This window comes from Mesorhizobium sp. M0870 (assembly GCF_040319775.1).
Taxonomy (GTDB): domain Bacteria; phylum Pseudomonadota; class Alphaproteobacteria; order Rhizobiales; family Rhizobiaceae; genus Mesorhizobium.
The window spans coordinates 80,915-102,971 of the sequence record NZ_JAMYOI010000004.1 but is presented as its reverse complement, the minus strand read 5'-3'; the positions used below and the strand labels follow the sequence as shown (position 1 = coordinate 102,971).

Sequence of the window (22,057 nt, the reverse complement as noted above, 5' to 3'; positions counted from 1 at the left end):
CGCTGCAAAGCCGCCAGAGCCAGACCCCAGAGTCACACAAATGAACATCTTCGCCGATTTCACCGCGCGAATCATAAAAGCCGTCGAAGCGCTTGATCTGAAAGACAAAGACGGCGTTTCGGCTGACCTGTCGCGCATTGCCGTCGAGCCGCCGCGCGACGCCAGCCACGGCGACCTGGCGACCAATGCGGCGATGGTGCTGGCCAAGCCGACCGGCCAGAACCCGCGCGCGCTGGCCGAAAGACTGGCGCAGGCGCTGCGTGACGACAAGGATGTCGCGGCGACGGAAGTGGCAGGGCCCGGTTTCGTCAATCTCAGGCTCAAGGACGGCTTCTGGCAGACACATCTGACCGCACTGCTCGGCGAGGGCCGCAACTATGGCCGCTCGACGGTTGGCGGCGGCAGGAAGACCAATGTCGAATATGTCTCGGCCAATCCGACCGGGCCGATGCATGTCGGCCATTGCCGGGGTGCTGTCGTCGGCGACGCGCTTGCCAATCTGATGGCCTTCGCCGGCTACGATGTGACCAAGGAATATGTCATCAACGATGCCGGCTCGCAGATCGACGTGCTCGGCCGTTCCGCATTCCTGCGCTACCGCGAAGCGCTGGGCGACGATATCGGCGAAATACCCGCCGGTCTCTATCCCGGCGATTACCTGGTGCCCGTCGGCCAGGCGCTGGTCGCGGAATTCGGCCGCTCGCTTCTGCAGATGCCCGATGACGAGGCGCTCGCCATCGTCAAGGATCGCACCATCGATGCGATGATGGCGATGATCCGCGAGGACCTGGCGATGCTCAACGTGCATCACGACGTGTTCTTCTCCGAGCGCACGCTGCACGCCGACAATGCCAGGAAGATCCGCTCGGCGATCAACGATTTGACGCTGAAGGGCCATATCTACAAGGGCAAGCTGCCGCCGCCCAAGGGCGAGAAACCCGACGATTGGGAGGACCGCGAGCAGACGCTGTTCCGCTCGACCGCGGTCGGCGACGACATGGACCGGGCGCTGGTCAAGTCCGATGGCTCGTTCACCTATTTCGCCGCCGACGTCGCCTATCTCAAGGACAAGGTCGATCGCGGCTTCGTCGACCTGATCTATGTGCTCGGCGCCGACCATGGCGGCTACGTAAAGCGGCTGGAGGCCTTGGCGCGGGCGATTGCCGGCGACGAGGTGAAGCTCACTGTCCTGCTGTGCAATCTGGTCAAGCTGTTTCGCGAGGGCGAACCGGTGCGTATGTCGAAGCGGTCGGGCGATTTCGTGACGCTGCGCGAAGTGGTGGAGGAGGTCGGCCGCGACGCGATCCGCTTCATGATGCTCTACCGCAAGAACGATGCGCCGCTGGATTTCGATTTCGTCAAGGTGACCGAGCAGTCCAAGGACAATCCGGTGTTCTATGTCCAGTACGCCTCGGCGCGCTGTCATTCGGTGTTCCGGCAGGCGAGCGAGCAACTGGGCGAAGCCAATTTCGACCGCAACAGCCTGGCGTCGGCCGCGGCATTGCTGACCGATGAGGGCGAGATCGGCCTGATCCGCAAGCTCGCCGAATACCCGCGGCTGATCGAGTCCGCCGCCCTTGCGCTCGAGCCGCATCGGCTGGCATTTTACCTCTATGATCTGGCTTCCAGCTTCCACGGACACTGGAACCGTGGCACGGATAATCCGGACTTACGTTTTGTTAAGGTTAACGACCGACAATTGACGCATGCCAGACTAGGGCTGGTGCAGGCTGTTTCGGACGTTTTGACGTCCGGCCTGACGTTGATCGGGGCCGCCGCGCCCACCGAAATGCGTTAGGTTTGACTAAATAACCTGTCACCTTTTGCCCACATTGCGCTGGTAAGGGCCAACCCTACGCGACGTCCATGGCGTCCGAATGAGTGCGAGTTCGGGAACAATAATGGCAGACAGAACCCAGCTGAGAGTAGCCGACAACAACGACATCGCTGACGATGATCCGTTCGCGGAACTGACCAGGATCATGGGATTCGACCCGCGCCAGCCGGTCAGGCCGCAATCGCCCGCCCAGCCGCAGGCCCCAGCCGCCGATCGCGGGCTCGAAGAGGGCGATTTCGATATCGATCTCGAGAAAGAAATGATGGGCGAGTTCGGCGCTGACGACAGCGACGCCGCTCCGGTTGTCCAGGCTCATGAGCCGACCTTCGAGCATGAGCCGGCATTCCAAGCGGCTGACGCCAGCGCGATGGACGACGAGCTTTCGGTGTCGCTCGACGACGATTTCCAACTGGACATGGCTGAGATCGACGGCCACGTCGCCGGCACCAGCCATGCGGTCGCAGCTGAAGCCGCGCCGTCCGTCGAGCCGGCTTTCGCGTCTGATTTTGACGATGCCGTCGCCGGTTCGCTTGAGGACGTCTCCCCCTTCGAGGACGATCAGTCGATGGCGGACGAGCTTGCCACTTCGCTCGACCAGGACCTCCGGATCGATGAGGAAGCCGAAGAGGCCCAATACGCCGTTGCCGACACGCACGCTTCTGTCGAGCCAGTTGCCTCAGATGACGAATTCGACGATGCGGTGGCAGTCTCGCTTGAAGACGAGCTGGTGCTCGACGACCATTCGGCGGCCGAACAGTCATTCGTGGTCGCCGAGCCCGTCGAGTATCCCATGCCGGAGCAAGCGGCGGCGCGTGACGGCCATGCAATCTCCGATGAAAGCTTTGCCGGCCATTTCGACGACGCCATGGCTGATGTCGACATGGATTTCGACGTTCGCGCGGATGAGCCGAATGCCTTCGACGAGCCGCCAACGCATGATGCGTTTGCCGATGTCGCTGACGCGAAGGGCGAGCTTCCCAGCCCTGAGAGCGTGCCGGACGATGCTTTTGACCTGAATTTGGACGACGCGTTTGCCGAAACGGTCGAAGAGCCGGTCACAGAGGTTGCCGCCGTTGCCGCCCAGCCGGCGGCGCCGGAAGCCTACATCGCAGCCGCGGTGCATGCCCCGACCGCGGACGAACGGAGCCTGGAAGACGAGTTGAATGCGCTGCTGGGTGCCATGACTGCGCGCACAGTGCCGGTGGCCAGTGAGCCCGTCACGGCTCAGCCGGCTGTCGCTGCCCTGCCGCCTGTTGCCGAGCCCGCCGAGGAACCGGCCGACCTTGTCGGCGACCTCGACTGGGATCTTGACGAACCCGCGCCTGAGCAGGACCGGCATGTTGGCACGGCCCAAGCGGCCGATGCGGATATTGACGACCTTATGCTTGATGAACTCCAGGATACGACCTGGAACACGGTTGGCGATGTCGATTTCGACGATGATGCGTTCGACGCGGCTTTGCCCAAGGATCTTGATCCGCGTGACGAAGCCGCTGACCGGGACAATTCGGCGGATTCTCTCGATTGGCTTGCGGAGCGTTCCCAACCGGCAGAGCCGCCGCGTTCGTGGAGCCGCGTGACGCCGGTTCCGCAGCAGCCGTCATTCAGCGCTCAGCCTGCGTTTGGTGCTCAGCCGGCCGCTTCGGTGGCATCCGTGGCCGCCCGGCCGGCAGTCGCCGCCATGACATCCTACCGTTCGTCCGAGCCGGTCGAGGCCGTGGCTCCCGCTGCCCCGGTATCGGCGCCGCAATCGCGCCAGCCGGCGCATTACGAAGACATGCCCGACGTCGAAACGGTCGATGTACCCGAGCGTGTCGTCGCGCTGGCGGACGATCTCGATATTCCCGAACTGCACTTCGAGGAAGACCAGCCAGCGTCGCCTGGCTACGACGATCTCGATGCGGAGTTCTCCAGCCTTCTCTCCGAGATGAACGCGGTGGAGGTCGCTGCCGCTCCCACAGGCAATTTGGCCGGCGCGTCTTACGATGATGACTCCTATGCCGCGGGCTTCAAGCCGGGCTATGACAGCCTCAAGCCGGCATATGACGGGGTCAAGCCGGGCTATGATGGGATCAAGCCGGGCTATGAGCCGGAAGCGCGGACCTATGCCGCGCGGCCGATGGACATGTCCGCCCGCGCGGCGGCGCCCACGGGTTATGCCGACGCCTCTGGTTTCGACCTTGACAGTCTGCCAGGGAGCCAGCCGGTTTCCCAAGCCGATGATTTCACCGTCGATGAACTCGACTACGATCCCGAACTCGACGAGGCTATGGCTGTCCCGGGGCTCGGCGAGCGTGAGGCCGCGAGGCCGTCGCGCGGACGCGGCCTGTTCATCGCCGCGATTGTCGGCGCGGTCGCCGTCGCGGGCGGTCTCGGTGCCTTTGCGCTGTCCTTTGGCGGCAAGGGCGGCAGCGAAGCGCCTGTCATCGTCAAGGCCGACAACGCGCCGATCAAGGTTAAGCCGGAGAATCCGGGCGGCGCCGTGGTGCCCAACCAGGACAACAAGGTCTACGACGCGGTCAGGGGCGCAAAGCCAGCCGAGCCGGTCCAGGAAAAGCTGGTCACCAACGTCGAAGAGCCGGTTGACGTGCAGGCGAAGGACCCGGCCCGCGCCATCGATCTTTCGCCGGACCAGAATGCAGCCGCCGCTGGAACCGATGTCGGCAATGCCGCGCCGATGTCCGGCGCCGCTTCGGCCGACAACGCTTCTGCCGATAGCACTGCGCCGGCGCCCAAGTCCGAGGATCGCATCGCGCAGGTGCTGCAGGATGCCGACAAGGGCACCAATGCCGATGTCGTCGCCGTTGCGCCGCGCAAGGTGAGGACCATGGTGGTCAAGTCGGACGGTTCGCTGGTGCCGCGTGAAGATCCGGCAGCGCCCGCCGCTCCGCAAATGGCCGCTACCGAGCCGGTCGATCCGGCGCCGCAGCATGTCGCCCCGGCGGCGCAAGCCGATGCGGACCAGACCGGCACCGTGGCGCCTGCCGCCGCCCAGGCGGACGACGAGCCGGCCCTCAAGCCGGTCGCCAAGCCGAAAGCCGAGGCCCAATCGGCGAACACGCCGGCAAAGGTTCCGCTCGCGCCGCAGCGTCCGTCCGACCAGCCGGTCGATGTTGTCGGCGAGGTCAAGCCCGATCAGGTTGCGTCCATAGATCCGGCATCGACCGCGGCCGGCGGTGGCTCGTGGTCGATGCAGATCGCCTCGCAGCCGACCGTCGAAAGCGCCCAGTCCAGCTATCAGGATCTGCAGCGCCGCTATGGCAGCGTGCTTGCCGGGCGTACCGCCAACATCGTCAAGGCCGAGATCGCCGGCAAAGGCACGTTCTACCGCGTGCGCGTTCCGGCCCAGTCACGCAATGACGCGATCAATTTGTGCACCAGTTACAAGGCCGCCGGCGGCAACTGCTTCGTCTCGCGCTAAAGCCGGAGCCAACCATCAAAAGCCGGCGCGGTCCACCGCGCCGGCTTTTTCATGGGGAAAGCAGATCCGGCATTGTCCCGGATGAATCCCTGGCGATTCCCTTTGATCGCACAAAGCCCTAAACTGCCGACATGACCGAATCAAAATCCATGATCCTCGGCTGTGCCGGGAAATCGCTTACCCGCGAAGAAATCAATTTCTATCGCAATGAATGCCCGTGGGCCTTCATCCTGTTTGCGCGCAACATTGGCGAGACCGAACAGATCCGCGATCTGGTCGCCGAGATGCGGGACTGCCTAGGGCGTCCGGACGCGCTGGTGTTCATCGATCAGGAAGGCGGCCGTGTGCAGCGCTTGCGACCGCCGCTGGCACCGAACTATCCCGCCGGCGGCGCGCTCGGCGCGCTGTGGCGCGACGATCATGATGCCGGCGCCCGAGCGGCCTGGCTGATGGCGCGGCTGCATGCCTTCGACCTGCTGCGCTACGGCATCACAGCCGATTGCCTGCCGGTGCTCGATGTGCCGATCGAAGGCGCCAGCGATGTCATCGGCGCGCGGGCCTATGGCAAGGATCCGCGACCGGTGATCGAGCTCGGCCGCGCAGCCGCGGAAGGGCTGATGTCGGGCGGCGTGCTGCCGGTCATGAAGCATATTCCGGGTCATGGACGTGCCTTTGCCGACACGCATTTCGAACTGCCGGTGGTCAATGCCTCGCTCAGCGATCTGCAGCGGCATGATTTCGCCCCGTTCAAGGAGCTTAGCCATCTGCCGATGGCGATGACAGCCCATGTCGTCTACAGCGCGATCGACCCCAACAATCCGGCGACCACCTCCGGCAAGGTCATCGACGAGATCATCCGGCGCGAAATCGGCTTCGACGGACTGCTGATGAGCGACGACACCTCGATGAAGGCACTTTCTGGGGATTTCCCGACAAAGGCGGCCTCGATCCTTGCGGCGGGCTGCGATCTGGTCCTTCACTGCAACGGGGTTTTTGAGGAGATGGCCGGCATCGCATCGCGCACCATGGGGCTTGAGGGCACGTCGCTGGAGCGCGCAAAGCGGGCGCTGACCTATATAAAGAACCGTGACACGGTTGAAGAAACCGAAATACGTGCCGAATTCGCCACCTACTTCGATGCGGTGGCATAGCAAAGGGAAAGCGACAGGCAGTGGCGGAAACATTGGAAAGCAAGGCCGCGAAGGCCGCACCGATGGACCGTCTGTGGGCCGAGAATGACGATTCACGCGTTACCGGCGACCCGTCGCTGGTCGTCGACGTGGCCGGCTTCGAAGGTCCGCTCGATCTTCTGCTGCATCTTGCCCGCACCCAGAAGGTCGATCTGGCTCGCATTTCGATCCTGGCGCTGGTCGAGCAATATCTGACCTTTGTCGAGACGGCGAGGGCGCTCAGGCTGGAGCTTGCCGCCGACTATCTGGTGATGGCGGCGTGGCTGGCCTTCCTCAAGTCCAAGCTCCTGGTCCCCAAGCAGCCCGGCGACGAGGGCGAAAGCGGCGAGGAACTGGCGGCGGTGCTGCAGTTCCGCCTGAAGCGGCTGGAAGCCATGCGCGACGCCTCGGCGCGTCTGGTCAACCGCAACCGGCTCGGCCGAGACGTGTTTGCGCGCGGCATGCCGGAAATGGTCATCGTCGAAAAGCGTAACGCATATTCGGCCTCGCTCTACGATCTCTTGACCGCCTATGCCCAGCAGCGCCAGAAGCAGGCGATCAACAATGTGACCATCGCCAGGCGCGGTGTCTGGTCGCTCAAGGACGCGCGCGACATCCTGACCCGCCTGGTCGGGGCTGCAAGCGACTGGACGGCGCTGGAGAGTTTTCTGATCGCATACATGACCAGTCCCGAGGAGCGGCGCACGGCGATCGCCAGTTCGTTTGCGGCCACGCTGGAGCTGGTGCGCGACGGCACGATGGACGTGCGGCAGGATCAGACGTTCGCGCCGATCTACCTGCGCGGCCGCACGCAGGCAATCAAGGCAGTCGAGGTGGCATCATGAGCGAACGCTTCAACGCTTCGGTTGTCCCGTTCAAGGTCGGCGATGAACCCGAAGAGGAGTTGCTTTCCCAGGATCCGGCCGAGCAGCAGCTACAGAACCCGGCCGAACGGCTGCATCTGGCCGAGGCCGTGCGCATGGCCGAGGCGATCGTGTTCGCCAGCGCTGAACCCGTCAGCGAAAAGCAGCTTGCGGCCCGCCTCCCTGACGGCATCAACATTGCCCTGGCCATGGCCGAGCTGCAGCAGATCTATGCGCGGCGCGGCGTCAATCTGGTGCGTGTGGGCGACGCCTGGGCGTTCCGCACCGCCGGCGACCTGGCTTTCCTGATGAGCCGCGATACCGTCCAGCAAAGGAAGCTCTCCCGCGCGGCTCTCGAAGTGCTGGCGATCATTGCCTATCACCAGCCGGTGACGCGTGCCGAGATCGAGGACATCAGGGGCGTGGAGACCTCAAAAGGTACGCTCGACACGCTGCTGGAAACGGAATGGGTGCGCATGCGCGGCCGGCGAAAGACGCCCGGACGCCCTGTGACCTACGGCACGACGGAGACCTTCCTCGACCATTTCGCGCTGGAAGAGATTCGCGATCTTCCTGGCATGGAGGAACTGAAGGGGGCCGGACTGCTTTCGGGCCGCATGCCGTCGAATTTCTCCATTCCGCAGCCGCCGGCCGATCCCGACGCATTGACCGACGACGAGGATGCGCTGACCGATATCGATCTCGAGGAACTCGGCCTGCTGACGCCGCGCGTCACGGAAGATTGACTGGCATTGGCGGCGAACTTGATGAGGATGCGCGGATTCGTAGCGGGCGTTCCCGTCGAAAATGCGTGACATCCGTCACCCTTTCATAAACTCTGTCGCAGTTGTGTTTGAATCCCAACGCGAAAACGCATAGATCATCGCCAGGGAAAACATTCGAGAGAGATTTGCTATGGGTTCATTTTCGATTTGGCATTGGCTGATCGTGCTGGTGATCGTGCTTTTGGTGTTTGGCCGCGGCAAGATTCCCGAGCTGATGGGCGATATGGCCAAGGGCATCAAGAGCTTCAAGAAGGGCATGGCCGACGACGAGGTTGCCGAAGACAAGCGCACCGTCGAACACCGTGCCGACGAGACCGTTGCGGCCGCGAAGGAAAAAGCCAGCAAGAGCTGAGCCAAAGGTTCTAGTCGGAACAGAGTGCCATGTTTGAAGTCGGCTGGACCGAAATGCTGGTCATCGCGATCGTCATGATCGTGGTCGTCGGACCCAAGGATTTGCCCAATATGCTGCGCACCTTCGGCCGCACGACGGCGAAGCTGCGCGCCATGGCGTCCGATTTCCAGAAACAGTTCAACGAGGCGCTGAAGGAAGCCGAGCTCGACGACGTCAAGAAGTCAGTCGACGAGCTCAGGGGTCTCAGCCCGATGGCCGAGATCAGGAAGCAGCTCAATCCGTTCGAACAGGCCGCGGCCGATGTTCGCTCCGGCGTCGATGCGGCGATGAAGCCGAAGCCGGCCGATCCGGCAAGCTCTGTCGCTTCGACCCCGCAGGCGGCCGAGCCGTTGAAGAACGGTGCAACGACCATGCCTGGCGTCAACGGACCGGAAGCAGCGCCAGCAGCGCCGATTTTCCCGGCGATGACCGACGAATCGGTGGTGACGACGTCAGTACCGGCGGCACCTGTCGTGGCGCCGAAGGCATCCGCGGCGAAGAAACTAACCAAGCCTGCACCGGCAAAAGCGACGCCGGCTGCAAAAGCTTCGGCAAATGGTGCAAAGGTTGCCGCGAAGGCAGCGTCTGCGTCCAAGACGCCGGCGAAGGCCGTGACGACGGCACAGCCTGAAACGCTCAGGGCCAAGACGCCCGCTGCGGCCAAGGCTATCGCGGCCAAGACTGTAGCGACCAAGACGGGGGCGAAAGCCGAACCGAAGCTTGCAGCGGTGAAGAAGCCGGTGGCCAAGAAGACGGCTGGAGCCGCCAAGTGAGCGTTTCGGACACCGAAAAGGACGAGATCGAGAAATCGTCGGCGCCGCTGATGGAGCATCTGATCGAGTTGCGCCGGCGGCTGATCTGGTCGCTGGGCGGCTTCTTCGTTGCCTTCCTGGTCTGTTTCTTCTTCGCCAAGAAACTGTTCAACCTCCTGGTCGTGCCGTTCAAATGGGCGACGCAATGGGCAGGGCTCGATCCGCACAAGGTCGAGCTGATCTACACGGCGCCGCAGGAATTCTTCTTCACTCAGGTCAAGCTCGCCATGTTCGGCGGCATGGTGATCGCCTTTCCGCTGATCGCCACGCAGATCTACAAGTTCATCGCGCCCGGCCTGTACAAGAACGAGCGGAATGCCTTCCTGCCGTTCCTGATCGCGTCGCCGATCCTGTTCCTGATGGGTGCGTCGCTGGTCTATTTCTTCTTCACGCCGATGGTGATGTGGTTCTTCCTCGCCATGCAGCAGGCCGGCACCGACGATCAGGTGCAGATTTCGCTGCTGCCGAAAGTGTCGGAATATCTCAGCCTGATCATGACGCTGATCTTTTCCTTCGGCCTGGTGTTCCAGCTGCCGGTGGTGACCAGCCTGATGACACGGGTCGGCATGCTGTCGTCCAAGGGACTGGCCGAGAAGCGCAAATGGGCGATCGTCATTGCCTTCGTCGTCGCGGCGATACTGACGCCGCCCGATCCGATGAGTCAGATCGGCCTGGCCATCCCGACCATCCTTCTCTACGAGGTGTCCATCTGGGCTGCCCGGCTGATCGAGCGCGATCGGGAAAAGCAGCGCGTGGCACGCGAGAAGCAGGATGCGGCGGACGAGGTGGCGGACAAAGCACCGGACGAGCCCCCGGCACCTGCCTCCTCATAGGCAACAGAGCGGCTGCAGCGGCGGAAAAACATAGTCGTCGCCCCGCCCATCTTGCATCGATCTCGGATGCGGTTTACGCCCTCTGGCTGAAACGCATCGCGCTCAAAGCGATGCGTTTCAGTTTTGTTTTGAGCATATCGTTGTCCCAAAATCGCTGTGCACTTTTGGGCGACATGCTACCCAGGAGCGTTCAAACCATGCTTGACATCAAATGGATTCGCGACAACCCGAAGGCCCTTGTCGAGGCGCTGGTGAAGCGCTCGTGGTCGGCTGACGAGGCGCAGTCCATGGTCGACGGGCTGATCGCCTCGGACGAGGCGCGGCGCGAGCACGTTACCGAACTGCAGACCAAGCAGGAGCGCCGCAATGCCGCGTCCAAGGAGATCGGTAACGCCATGCGTTCGGGCGATGCCGCCTTGGCCGAAAAGCTGAAAGCCGAAGTCGGCGAGATCAAGGTCTTCATCCAGAACGGCGAGGCGCGTGAACGCGAACTCGACAAGGCGCTGAACGACGCGCTGGCAGTGCTTCCCAACGTGCCGCTCGACGATGTGCCGGTCGGCAAGGACGAGCACGACAATGTGGTCAAGCACATCGTCGGCAAGGTGCCGACGCGGCCGAACTGGGTGAAGGAGCATTTCGAGATCGGCGAAGCGCTCGGCATGATGGATTTCGAGCGCGCGGCAAAGCTGTCGGGCTCGCGCTTTACGGTGCTGAAAAGCGGACTGGCCCGGATGGAACGTGCGCTCGGCCAGTTCATGCTGGACCTGCATACGACCGAACACGGCTACGAGGAAGTCATCCCGCCGTTGATGGTCAAGGACGATGTTCTGTTCGGCACCAACCAATTGCCGAAGTTCGAGGAAGATCTGTTCTTCACGCCGCACGGGGAGGGCAGGCTTGGCTTGATTCCCACCGCCGAGGTCCCACTCACCAACCTTGTGCGCGAAGAAATCACCGCGCATGAAAAACTGCCGCTGCGCTATACCGCGCTGACGCCGTGCTTCCGCTCGGAAGCGGGTTCGGCCGGGCGCGACACGCGCGGCATGCTGCGCCAGCACCAGTTCTACAAGGTCGAGCTGGTGTCGATTACCGACCAGGAATCGTCACTCGCCGAGCATGAGCGGATGACGCAATGCGCCGAGGAAGTGCTGAAGCGGCTCGGCCTGCCGTTCCGCACCATGACGCTGTGCACCGGCGACATGGGCTTTGGCGCGCGCAAGACCTACGACATCGAGGTCTGGCTGCCCGGCCAGAACGCCTATCGCGAGATCTCGTCCTGCTCGATGTGCGGCGATTTCCAGGCGCGCCGCATGGACGCCCGCTACAAGGACAGGGACGGCAAGGGCAACCGCTTCGTCCACACGCTCAACGGCTCGGGCACAGCCGTTGGCCGCGCGCTCATCGCTGTCATCGAAAACTACCAGAATGAAGATGGCAGCGTAACCATTCCTGAAGTGCTGCGGCCTTACATGGGCGGTCTGGAAAAGATCGAAGCGAAATAATGCGTATCCTCCTGACCAACGACGACGGCATTCATGCCGAGGGCCTGGCGTCGCTCGAACGCGTCGCACGTACGTTGTCCGACGATGTCTGGGTGGTGGCGCCCGAGCAGGACCAGTCCGGCTACGCGCATTCGCTGTCGATCTCGGAGCCGCTGCGGCTGCGCAAGATCGGCGAGAAGCATTTTGCCGTGCGCGGCACGCCGACGGATTGCGTCATCATGGGCGTCAAGAAAATTCTGCCTGGCGCACCCGACCTGATCCTGTCCGGCATCAATTCGGGCGCCAACATCGCCGATGACGTCACCTATTCGGGCACCGTCGCCGGCGCCATGGAAGGCGCGCTGCTCGGTATCCGCTCGATCGCGCTCAGCCAGGGCTACAGCTATGTCGGCGAAGATCGCGTCGTGCCCTACGAGACGACAGAAGTGCTGGCGCCGGCGCTGCTGAAGAAACTTGTCGCGACGCCGTTGCCGGACGGCGTGCTGCTCAACGTCAATTTTCCCAACTGCACGCCCGAAGAGGTCGCGGGCACGGTGGTCACCACGCAAGGCAAGCTCGTGCACTCCCTGTGGGTGGACGAGCGCCGCGACGGGCGCGGCCTGCCTTACTACTGGCTGCGCTTCGGCGGCGAGCCGGTCGAGGGCAAGCAAGGCACCGATCTCTACGCGTTGCGCAACAGGCTGGTGTCGGTGACGCCGCTGCAGCTCGACCTGACCGCGCATGAAATCCGTGACCAATTGAGCAAGGCGCTTGCATGAACCAAGGCCTCCCGATCGATGACCGCGAAGGTTTTGCTGCCTTTCTGCTGCGCCTGCGCGGCCGGGGGACTGTGCCGAAGGCGCTGATCGCGGCCTTCGAGGCGACGCCGCGGCGCGGCTTCCTGGCGGCCCAGTTCCATCAGATCGCCTGGTCGGACCGTATGCTGCCGATCGAATGCGGCGAGGCGATCGAAGGTGCCGACATGCAGGCGGCGGTGATCGCGGCGCTCGCTATCGAGCAGGGCAACCGCGTGCTCGAGATCGGCACCGGCTCGGGCTACACTTCGGCGGTGATGTCGCGGCTGGCGGCGCGGGTCATCACCACCGATCGCTACAAGACGCTCGCCGAGCAGGCGCGGCAGCGCTTCGAGGCGCTCGGCATCGGCAATGTGATCGTGCGCCACGCCGATGGTTCCGGCGGGCTGCCGAATGAAGGGCCATTTGACCGTATCGTCGCCTGGGCTGCCTTCGACAGCCTGCCGCGCTTCCTGCTCGACCAGTTGTCGAGCGGCGGTATCGTCATCGCTCCGATCGGCCCCGAAGAGGGCGAACAGGTGCTGGCCAAGCTGACCAAGGTCGGCAGCCGCTTCGAGCGTGAAGACATCGGCCTCGTTCGCCTGCAGCCGATCCTGCGCGGTGTCGCCGCTGTCATCTAGCGCGTATGTCGATGTTCAGGCCGCGCCGCGTCGGGTGCGCGCGCCGTCTTCGACCCCGGCCGGCATGACCTGAAAATCTCCCCTGGGCTCGCTCTCTAATATTTTAAGAAAAATTGCGTCGGATTCCATGGGGTTAACCGTCGAGTAACATTAACGCGCTTTAATCATGCCTAGTTTGTACCGGGTATGTGCGGGTTAGTGCGATGCAACTCAGTGTTTTGAAGACAAACGGTCGCAATCTGGCGCGAGGCTGCGCCATACTGATGGTCGCGGGTGCCGCTGCGGGGTGCAGTTCCCAAGTTTCGCGGTTCAATGGCGTCGACGATGTCTTTACATCCTCGACCAACAATCAGCGCGCCATCATCAACAAGCAGGATGCCGTACAGCAGCCCTATCCGGGCGATGTCGCCGCCGCTCCGATCGATGGCAGCCATACACAGTCGGTCAGCCGCTCCAGCCTCGATCCGGTCTCGACGCGGCCGCTGCCGCCGCCGGTTGCCCAGGCTTCCGAAGTGGCGCCGGTGTCGAAGCCGGTACGCACCGCATTGGCCCCGGCACCGCATGTCGACAGGACCACGACCGGCACCGTCGCCCCAGTGGCGTCGCCTTTCAAGGTTTCGCAACCTGACGAACCCCGCGTGGCTGCTTCCGGCACTCCGCATGCAACCGAGATCGTCGTCAGGGACGGCGAAACGATCGGCGGCCTGGCGCAGCGCTACAAGGTGCCGTCCGACGTGATCATGAAGGTCAACGGGTTGAGCGCGACCAAGGGGCTGAAGACCGGCCAGAAGCTGGTCATCCCGGCCTACGCCTATTCGAGCAAGAGCGAGCCGAAGCTCGCGGATGCCAAGCCGGCGAAAGACACCAAGCACAACCTGCCGGCCACCGCGCCCGACAAGGTGGCCGTCCTGCCGCAGCAGCCGAAGCCTAGGGAGGGCAAGTCCGCCGCTCCGGTCGACACGTCGGCCGCCGCGAGCCAGCCCAAGGAGCCCAAGCCGCAGGTAGCTGCGGCCAAGGCGACCAATGCAGCTGGCACCTATACGGTTCAGTCGGGCGACACGCTTTCCTCGATTGCCAGGAAGACCGGTGTCGGTGTCGTTGCCATCAAGCAGGCCAACGGCATGCAGGATGGCTTGCTCAAGATCGGCCAGACCCTGAAGGTGCCTGCCGGTGGAACCGCGATCGTCGCCGCCGCCAAGCCGGCCAAGGTCGATCCGGTGACGACGGCCACGACGCAGCCCGCGGCAAAGACCACGCCGTCGGAAACGCTGGCGTCCTACACGCCGCCGAAGAAGGATTCGAAGGTCATCCAGCAGGCCGAGGCCGACGACGCCGTCGCGCCAGACGCCACCGGCATCGGCAAGATGCGCTGGCCGGTGCGCGGCCGCGTGATTTCCGGTTTCGGCTCCGGCAAAGACGGCGTTGACATCGCCGTACCCTCTGGCACACCGGTCAAGGCAGCCGAAAACGGTGTCGTCATCTATGCCGGCGACGGCCTCAAGGAATTCGGTAACACGGTGCTGGTGCGCCACGAGAATGGCCTGGTCACCGTCTACGGCCACGCCAGCTCGATCGAGGTCCAGCGCGGCCAGAAGGTCAAGCGCGGCCAGGAAATCGCGCTGTCGGGCATGAGCGGCACGACGGACTCGCCGAAGCTGCACTTCGAAGTGCGCAAGAACTCCGCCCCGGTCGATCCGTCCGGCTATCTCGAATAGTCGAGGCTATCTCGAATAGAAGAAAAAAAGCAATTTTGCGGGCCGTCTGACCTCCAGTCCGGCCCGCCGGCTCAGCCCGTTCCGAAAGGAGCGGGCTTTTTCAGCTTCAACGCGACGCGCCAGTCTTCAAGCTTCAAAGATGATCACGCAGGGTGTCGGCGATCATGACGCCAAGGCTGCTGGCCTTGATGCCGAGAAGCGTCTCCGCGTCGGAGGAATCGACCAGCAAGGGATTGTCGAAGAGGTAGCTCATTTCGATGAGCTCATGCATGCCCGATGCCTCCATTTCGGGGATGGAATAGGAACGTGTCTCTGGAATTTCACGGTGAAGCATTGCCGCCGTCGTTAGGATGAGTTCCCGGGGTGAGGCGTGTTGCGATGGAACATGGAATGCTCGTCCCCATTCGCCCGTGTAGCGGGAAGCGGCGACCAGTGTCCTGGCCACGTCCTTCGTGAAGGACCAGGCATGAGTCGCGTCGAGGTTTCCAATGAAAGCAGTCGGCCTCCCCTCGATTATGGAGGGCAGCGCGACCAGTGAGAAAGAGCTGATCGCGCCATGTCCAAGATAATCGCTGGACCGCACTTCGACTGCCGGCACGTCCGCACGGACCGCGCGCTGCCACATGATCGTCCGGGCGGTTCCTTTCTTCGAAGTCGGATCCAGAGACAGGTCGGAGTGAAGCGGACTATCGGCATGTTCGCCATAGCCATAGAGGTTTCCGAGTATCACAAGCTTCGCGCCGACCGCTTCCGCGGCCCGCACGGTGCCGTCGATGATTGGGAAAAAGTCGGTCGGCCACCGGTGATAGGCGGCCATGGCACACATGAAAACGGCGTCGGCGTTTCGGCAGATACGCGCCAGTTCAACGCCATCGGTGGCATCGGCCTGCACCGCCCGGACGTTCCGCAACCCGTTTGAGCCGACACTCCGGCTCGTGAGAACGACATCATGTCCTTCTTCTCCCAGAAGGCGCGCGGTCTCGTGCCCGACCGGGCCTGCTCCGACAACTACATAAAAACCCATGGCAACCTCTCGTCCAAACTCTATGGAGAGGCGTAGGTACATGTCCCCGGCATTGAAAATCGCGCGGAAATTGCCAATTCTTGGACAGGTTTTGCCATGAAGTGAGAAAGCATGCATTCGCAGTCTGTTCCGGCTCGATTTCCGCCCGACGTCACAATGGCCTTCTGGCATATCGAAGCGGGCGTCCATCGTCTCTCCAAAGCGGCCCATCATCGCATCATGGTGCATGCGCGGCGACGCGTTCCTACTGCAATGAGGTTGGTCGATATTTCGTGAGGCGCGCCGGCGATATTGACCTGGTGCCCGCTGGCCAAGAGGGCGGTTTCGAGACTGAAACCCCGTTCGACACGATCGAGATCGCGTTACAACCAGCCCTGATGGAAAGGGTGGCGGCTGAGCTTGGCGGCAAGGCGCGCGCATTGCCGCTCGACACACGTCACCTGCTTCGTGATCAGCGCATCCAACATCTCGCCCGAGCACTCGAGAGCGATGTCAACGCAAACTCACCGAGTGGACCTTTGTTTGCCGACAGCATTGGCGCAGCTCTTGCGGTGAGGCTGCTCGGTCTTGACAATCTCGATGTCGACCGAAGAAACCGGTTGTCAGATGCCCAGCTCAAGCGTGTGTTGGAGCATATTGAGGCTGGCCTGCACGAGCCCCTTTCGATCCTCCGACTGAGCCGAGTTGCCGGGGCGAGCAGCTCGCACTTGCGGGCTTGGTTCAAGGCGGCGACAGGCTTCACCCTGCACCGGTACGTCTTGCGACGCCGGGTCGAACGCGCACGCGTCCTGCTCCGGCGCGGGGATCTCAGCACAAGCGAGGTTGCGGAATTGACGGGCTTTGCGCACCAGTCACACCTGGCGCATTGGATGCGTCGTGAGATCGGCCAAACGCCGCGTGACTTGCGGCGGTCGCAGCCCAAATGATCTTGTCATTGGATGGCGTTGGCGACGCCACCCAACGTATCAGTCCCTCAGTGGCTTGCCGAGCCGGCCAGCCAGGTCCTGGGTGAACTGCCAGGCGACGCGACCTGAGCGGCTGCCGCGGGTGGTCGCCCATTCCAGTGCTTCGGCGCGCAGTTGCTCGGGATCCACGACAAGGCCATGGTGCCTGACATAGCCGTCGATCATGTCGAGATACTCGTCCTGCGAACATTTGTGGAAGCCGAGCCACAGCCCGAACCGGTCGGACAGCGACACTTTTTCCTCGACCGCCTCGGACGGGTTGATGGCGGTCGAGCGCTCGTTGTCGATCATGTCGCGGGGCAAAAGATGCCGGCGGTTCGAGGTGGCATAGAAGATGACATTGGCGGGGCGGCCCTCGACGCCGCCTTCGAGCGCTGCCTTGAGCGATTTGTAGGAGGTGTCGTCATGGTCGAAGGAGAGGTCGTCGCAAAACAGGATGAAGCGGAAGGGCGCCGCCTTGAGCAATCCCATCAACTTCGGCAGCGTGTCGATGTCCTCGCGGTGGATTTCGATCAGCTTCAACGGCAGGTCGGACTTGGTCCTGGCGTTGATCTGGGCATGCACGGCCTTGACCAGCGACGATTTGCCCATGCCGCGCGCGCCCCACAACAATACGTTGTTGGCCGGATAGCCGCCAGCGAAGCGTTCGGTGTTGTCGACAAGGATGTCGCGGACGCGGTCGACGCCACGGATCAGGCCGATGTCGACGCGGTTAACCCTGCGCACCGGTTCCAGATAGCCCGGATCGGCCTGCCAGACGAAGCAATCGGCCGCGCCGATGTCGGTTTGGGGTACCGGCGGCGGGGCAAGACGGCTCACCGCTTCGATCAGCCGGTCGAGTTTCTGGTTCAGGGCTTCAATGCTGCTGTCGGTCATGGCTGTCTTTTGTTTCGCGTTTTGACGTGTGGGGGCGTGAAGCTGGCCGATTCCGTCTGATACAAAACCGGCTGCAACCTTTTGTTCGAGCGTGATCTTTTCCAAAAACTGGCTCGCGCTTTTCGCGATCCTGCTCTAACACGGCTCAACAGGCCGGAAAAGCAGCCGATTTGGGCGGCCGCGCAGTTGCATTGACAACTTTACCGACTATATTCCGGCCAAATTTCAAGGGGCCGCCAGATTGGCGGCTGTTTTCAAAATTCAGGAGTACCTCGATGTTCGTGACACCGGCATACGCCCAAGGCGTCGGCGCTTCTCCAGACATGTTCATCAGCATTTTGCCGTTTGTCCTGATTTTCGTGATCATGTATTTTCTGATCATCAGGCCGCAGCGCACGCAGCTGAAGAAGCGCGGCGAGATGCTGGCCGCGGTCCGTCGCGGCGACACGGTCGTCACCGGCGGCGGCTTCGTCGGCAAGGTGACCAAGGTGATCGACGACAACGAGCTCGAGATCGACCTCGGCGGTGGCATGAAGGTGACGGCGCTGCGTTCCACGATCGCCGATGTGCGCGTCAAGGGCGAGCCGGTCGCCAACCAGAACGCCAAGAAATAACCGAATTGTCGGCGGAGGGATCCGCCAGCATGCCTGACGGAGGACGCCATTTGCCGCCTTCTTCGCGCTTCAGGATAGTTCTGATCTGTGTGGCTGCGGTCATTACAGCAGTGCTTGATGTGTCCATCCTTTTCGCGGCAAGTCCGCTCGCGAAGCAGCCTTATTGGGCACCAAAAATCCAGACGGCGATTGGCCTCGATCAAAAGGGCATTTCGCGCTTCGTATTCGGCCTGGATCTGGACGAATTGATCAAAGGCAGGCTGGAGACGACCCAAGACGAAATCCGCTCACTGCTGCGTTCCGCTCACATCGGCTATACCGGTCTGGCTGTATCGGGTCGCGCGGTTCAGGTACACATTTCGGATGCCGCTCAGCTTGTTTTGGCCAAAGTAACGCTAAAGACACTGACCGATCCGTCTGCCGATGATGACGCAGTCCAGGAGCTGGTGCTGGATGAGTCCGGACCAGTCTTGCTCAAATTCGTCATCACGGGCGCCGGCATCAAATACCTAACGTCCGCGGCTTTGAAGCAGTCAGTGGAGGTCATCAAGCATCGCATCCATGACTTCAGGAGGGTTGAATCGGGCATTTCGGAGCCGATCGTGCGGCAGCAAGGCGATGATCGGATTATGGTCCAAGTGTCGGGCCTCAAGGATTCGCATAGGCTAAGTAATATCCTTGTTCGTGCCGCCAAGCTGACTGTCCAGATGATTGATGGATCGATGCCGGTGAAAGACGCGCTTAATGGGCCGCTGCCCAATTCGTCCAGCATGCTTTATTCACACGACGATCCGCCGGTCCCCTACCTGATCGAGAACCGTGTCATCGTTTCGGATGACAACCTGATCAATGCGAAGCCGGCCTACAGCCCGCAAAGTAACAAGCCGATTGTCCTGTTTCGGGTCGATTCAAAAGGAACCGCACGGCTAAGCCGGGAGACCTCGCAGAATGTCGGCAGTTCGTTTGCAGTCGTGCTGGACGGTCGGGTGGTTTCAGTACCGGTAATCCGCGAGCCCATCCTTGACGGCATCGGCCAGATATCGGGCAATTTCACTGTCGAGGACGCTAACGATCTCGCCGTGCTATTACGCAATGGCCGCTTACCCGCACGATTGACAATAGTTGAAGAAAGTCCGATGGCAGCACCAAAGTGACCGCCTTGTGCTCGACAACCACAGATGCGCGGATGAATGGTGAGCCGGTGGCGAACCAGAATGCCAAGAAATAACCGAATTTTAGGCGGAGCGATCCGCGGACACGCTCTGACGGACGACGCCATATGCTGTATTTTTCGCGCTTCAAGATGATCCTGATCTGGGTGGCCGTGGCCATCACGGTGATCCTCGCCGCGCCCAATCTCATCCCCGCAAGCACTTTGGCCAAGCTTCCCGACTGGGTGCCGAAGCGGCAGATGACGCTCGGCCTCGATCTGCAGGGCGGCTCGCACATCCTGCTGGAGATGAATCAGAACGATCTGATCAAGGACCGGTTGGAGACGACGCGCGACGAAATCCGCACGCTGCTGCGTGACGCCAAGATCGGCTACACCGGCCTCGCCGGCACCGGACGTGTCTTGCAGGTCCGTATCACCGATCCCGCCCAGATCGATGCCGCCAAGACGGCGCTGAAGACGCTGACCGATCCGGTCGCTGCCGGCCTGTTCACCGGCGGCTCCATCCAGGAAATGACGCTCGATGATTCCGAGCCCGGCCTGCTCAAGTTCAACGTCACCGACGCCGGCATCAAATATCGCACATCGACGGCGCTGACGCAGTCGATCGAGGTGGTCGAGCGCCGTGTCAACGAACTCGGCACGACCGAACCTATCGTGCAGCGACAGGGCGACGACCGTATCCTTGTCCAGGTGCCGGGTCTTCAGGACCCGCAAAGGCTGAAGGAAATCCTCGGCCAGACCGCCAAGCTGACCTTCCAGATGGTCGACCAGTCGATGCCGGTGCAGGATGCCCTCAACGGCCGTCCGCCAGCCGGCTCGTCGGTGCTGTACTCGCAGGACGATCCGCCGGTTCCGTATCTGATCGAAAATCGCGTCATCGTCTCGGGCGAAAACCTCGTTGACGCACAGGCGACATACAATTCGCAGAACAACGAGCCGGTGGTGTCGTTCCGCTTTGATTCGAAAGGGGCGGCGCGCTTCGGCCAGGCCACTGCGCAGAATGTCGGCAAGCTGTTCGCCATCATCCTCGACAACCAGGTGATTTCGGCGCCGCAGATCCGCGAGCCGATCCTCGGCGGCACCGGCCAGATATCCGGCAACTTCACCGCCCAGAGCGCCAACGACCTTGCGGTGCTGCTGCGCGCCGGTGCGTTGCCCGCAACGCTTACGGTCATCGAAGAACGCACGGTGGGTCCGGGCCTTGGCCAGGATTCGATCCATGCCGGCAAGGTCGCCGGCATCATCGGTTCTATCCTCGTCGTCGCCTTCATGTTCGTCGCCTACGGCTTCCTCGGCTTCCTGGCCAACATCGCGCTGGCGGTGCACGTGGCGATGATCGTCGGCGTGCTCTCGTTGCTTGGCGCGACGCTGACCTTGCCTGGTATCGCCGGTATCGTGCTGACCATCGGCATGGCGGTCGATTCCAACGTGCTGATCTACGAACGAATCCGCGAGGAGCGACGCGCCGGCCGCTCCGTGATCCAGGCGATCGATACCGGTTTCACCAAGGCGCTGGCGACCATCGTCGATTCCAACATCACTTCGCTGATCGCCACCGTGGTGCTGTTCTATCTCGGTACCGGGCCGGTGAAGGGCTTTGCCATCACTTATGCCATCGGCATCCTGACGACCGTGTTCACCGCTTTCACCTTCACCCGGCTGCTGGTCTCGATCTGGCTGCGCCGGGCTCGCCCGAAGGAACTGCCGCGCGCGCCGGTGACCTTCGTTCCGCCCGGCACGAAAATTCCGTTCATGGGCATCCGTCGCTGGACGTTCACGCTGTCAAGCGCACTGTCGATCCTCTCGGTGGTGATGTTCATGACCGTCGGCATCAATTACGGCATCGATTTCAAGGGCGGTTCGCTGATCGAGGTACAGGCCAAGAGCGGCAATGCCGACCTCGCCGACCTCCGCTCGCGCCTGACCGAGCTCAACATCGGCGAAGTCCAGGTCCAGCAGTTCGGTACGCCCAACGACGTGTTGATCCGCGTCGGCACGCAGGATGGCGGCGAGAATGCCGAGCAGACCGTCATCGACAAGGTGCGCGGCGAACTGCAGGACAATTATGACTTCCGCCGCGTGGAAGTGGTGGGACCGACAGTCTCCGGAGAACTCGCCAAGCAAGGCACCATCGCCATGCTGATCGCGCTGCTCGGCATCCTGGTCTATGTCTGGTTCCGCTTCGAATGGCAGTTCGCGGTCGGCGCCATCGTGGCGACGGTGCACGATGTGGTCATGACACTTGGCTTCTTCGTCATCACCGGGCTGGAGTTCAACCAGTCGTCACTGGCGGCGATCCTGACCATCATCGGCTATTCGCTGAATGACACGATCGTGGTCTATGACCGTGTTCGCGAGGATCTGCGAAAATACAAGCGGATGCCGCTGCCGCAACTGTTGAACAACGCCATCAACGAGACTCTGTCGAGGACGACACTGACATCGGTGACGACGATCCTGGCGCTGCTGGCGCTGGTGCTGTTCGGCGGCGAGGTGATCCGCTCGTTCACCATGGCCATGCTGTTCGGCGTCGTCTTCGGCACCTATTCCTCGATCTTTATCGCCGCACCGCTGCTGATCCTGTTCAAGTTGCGGCCGCAGGCAACTGCCGACGAGGAGAAGCCGGTCAATGGCGGCAAGGCGGTCGCGACCTGACGCGCCG

The 22,057-nt window shown here is 62.4% G+C and carries 18 protein-coding genes; 16 read left to right on the top strand and 2 right to left on the bottom strand.

Annotation, left to right across the window (positions count from 1 at the left end; all coding sequences use genetic code 11):
* Positions 1 to 40 precede the first annotated feature (40 nt).
* From argS to NKH97_RS06730, 12 genes are all read left to right on the top strand, one after another.
* Positions 41 to 1,798 carry an arginine--tRNA ligase gene (gene argS / locus NKH97_RS06785; protein WP_352609614.1) on the top strand — a complete coding sequence of 586 codons (1,758 nt, stop codon included), beginning with the start codon at positions 41 to 43 and terminating at the stop codon, positions 1,796 to 1,798.
* Positions 1,799 to 1,901: 103 nt separating this feature from the next.
* Positions 1,902 to 5,258, top strand: a complete 3,357-nt coding sequence (locus NKH97_RS06780; RefSeq protein WP_352795835.1) for an SPOR domain-containing protein — start codon at positions 1,902 to 1,904, stop codon at positions 5,256 to 5,258.
* A gap of 131 nt (positions 5,259 to 5,389) precedes the next feature.
* The gene (gene nagZ, locus NKH97_RS06775; RefSeq protein ID WP_128304010.1) at positions 5,390 to 6,409 is read left to right on the top strand and encodes a beta-N-acetylhexosaminidase; all 1,020 of its coding nucleotides are present in this window, start codon (positions 5,390 to 5,392) and stop codon (positions 6,407 to 6,409) included.
* Between the two features lie 62 nt (positions 6,410 to 6,471).
* Positions 6,472 to 7,272, top strand: a complete 801-nt coding sequence (locus NKH97_RS06770) for a segregation and condensation protein A (RefSeq protein WP_352773778.1) — start codon at positions 6,472 to 6,474, stop codon at positions 7,270 to 7,272.
* Positions 7,269 to 8,036, top strand: a complete 768-nt coding sequence (scpB, locus tag NKH97_RS06765) for an SMC-Scp complex subunit ScpB (RefSeq protein WP_128304011.1) — start codon at positions 7,269 to 7,271, stop codon at positions 8,034 to 8,036. The genes NKH97_RS06770 and scpB overlap by 4 nt, the downstream gene beginning before the upstream one ends.
* Before the next feature lie 169 nt (positions 8,037 to 8,205).
* The gene (locus tag NKH97_RS06760; protein ID WP_023812188.1) at positions 8,206 to 8,427 is read left to right on the top strand and encodes a twin-arginine translocase TatA/TatE family subunit; all 222 of its coding nucleotides are present in this window, start codon (positions 8,206 to 8,208) and stop codon (positions 8,425 to 8,427) included.
* Positions 8,428 to 8,456: 29 nt separating this feature from the next.
* Positions 8,457 to 9,239: a Sec-independent protein translocase protein TatB gene (gene tatB, locus NKH97_RS06755; protein ID WP_128304012.1), complete on the top strand. Its 783-nt coding sequence runs from the start codon at positions 8,457 to 8,459 to the stop codon at positions 9,237 to 9,239.
* A complete protein-coding gene (tatC, locus tag NKH97_RS06750) occupies positions 9,236 to 10,111 on the top strand; it encodes a twin-arginine translocase subunit TatC (protein WP_023812186.1) in 876 nt (291 codons plus the stop codon). Before tatB ends, tatC begins: the two co-directional genes overlap by 4 nt.
* Before the next feature lie 197 nt (positions 10,112 to 10,308).
* Positions 10,309 to 11,613, top strand: a complete 1,305-nt coding sequence (gene serS, locus NKH97_RS06745; protein ID WP_352773756.1) for a serine--tRNA ligase — start codon at positions 10,309 to 10,311, stop codon at positions 11,611 to 11,613.
* A complete protein-coding gene (gene surE / locus NKH97_RS06740) occupies positions 11,613 to 12,371 on the top strand; it encodes a 5'/3'-nucleotidase SurE (RefSeq protein WP_023812184.1) in 759 nt (252 codons plus the stop codon). The genes serS and surE overlap by 1 nt, the downstream gene beginning before the upstream one ends.
* Positions 12,368 to 13,027: a protein-L-isoaspartate(D-aspartate) O-methyltransferase gene (locus NKH97_RS06735; protein WP_023812183.1), complete on the top strand. Its 660-nt coding sequence runs from the start codon at positions 12,368 to 12,370 to the stop codon at positions 13,025 to 13,027. The genes surE and NKH97_RS06735 overlap by 4 nt, the downstream gene beginning before the upstream one ends.
* A gap of 203 nt (positions 13,028 to 13,230) precedes the next feature.
* Complete coding sequence (locus NKH97_RS06730; protein WP_128304014.1) at positions 13,231 to 14,742, top strand: LysM peptidoglycan-binding domain-containing M23 family metallopeptidase; 1,512 nt, start codon at positions 13,231 to 13,233, stop codon at positions 14,740 to 14,742.
* A 133-nt stretch (positions 14,743 to 14,875) separates the two neighbouring features.
* Here NKH97_RS06730 and NKH97_RS06725 read toward each other — a convergent pair whose 3' ends face one another.
* The gene (locus NKH97_RS06725) at positions 14,876 to 15,766 is read right to left on the bottom strand and encodes an NAD-dependent epimerase/dehydratase family protein (RefSeq protein ID WP_023812181.1); all 891 of its coding nucleotides are present in this window, start codon (positions 15,764 to 15,766) and stop codon (positions 14,876 to 14,878) included.
* 272 nt (positions 15,767 to 16,038) lie between these two features.
* Between NKH97_RS06725 and NKH97_RS06720 the strand changes: the two genes are divergently transcribed.
* The gene (locus NKH97_RS06720) at positions 16,039 to 16,692 is read left to right on the top strand and encodes an AraC family transcriptional regulator (RefSeq protein ID WP_352795830.1); all 654 of its coding nucleotides are present in this window, start codon (positions 16,039 to 16,041) and stop codon (positions 16,690 to 16,692) included.
* A 39-nt stretch (positions 16,693 to 16,731) separates the two neighbouring features.
* On the opposite strand, the gene NKH97_RS06715 is transcribed toward NKH97_RS06720, so the two are convergent.
* Positions 16,732 to 17,607, bottom strand: coding sequence for an ATP-binding protein (locus tag NKH97_RS06715; RefSeq protein WP_023812179.1), 876 nt, complete (start codon positions 17,605 to 17,607; stop codon positions 16,732 to 16,734).
* A 275-nt stretch (positions 17,608 to 17,882) separates the two neighbouring features.
* On the opposite strand from NKH97_RS06715, the gene yajC reads away from it, so the two are divergent.
* From yajC to secDF, 3 genes are all read left to right on the top strand, one after another.
* On the top strand, positions 17,883 to 18,221 hold the full coding sequence (gene yajC / locus NKH97_RS06710; RefSeq protein ID WP_023812178.1) for a preprotein translocase subunit YajC: 339 nt from the start codon (positions 17,883 to 17,885) through the stop codon (positions 18,219 to 18,221).
* A gap of 29 nt (positions 18,222 to 18,250) precedes the next feature.
* Positions 18,251 to 19,375, top strand: coding sequence for a SecDF P1 head subdomain-containing protein (locus NKH97_RS06705; RefSeq protein WP_155930585.1), 1,125 nt, complete (start codon positions 18,251 to 18,253; stop codon positions 19,373 to 19,375).
* A 125-nt stretch (positions 19,376 to 19,500) separates the two neighbouring features.
* Positions 19,501 to 22,050, top strand: coding sequence for a protein translocase subunit SecDF (gene secDF, locus NKH97_RS06700; protein ID WP_128304016.1), 2,550 nt, complete (start codon positions 19,501 to 19,503; stop codon positions 22,048 to 22,050).
* Positions 22,051 to 22,057 lie beyond the last annotated feature (7 nt).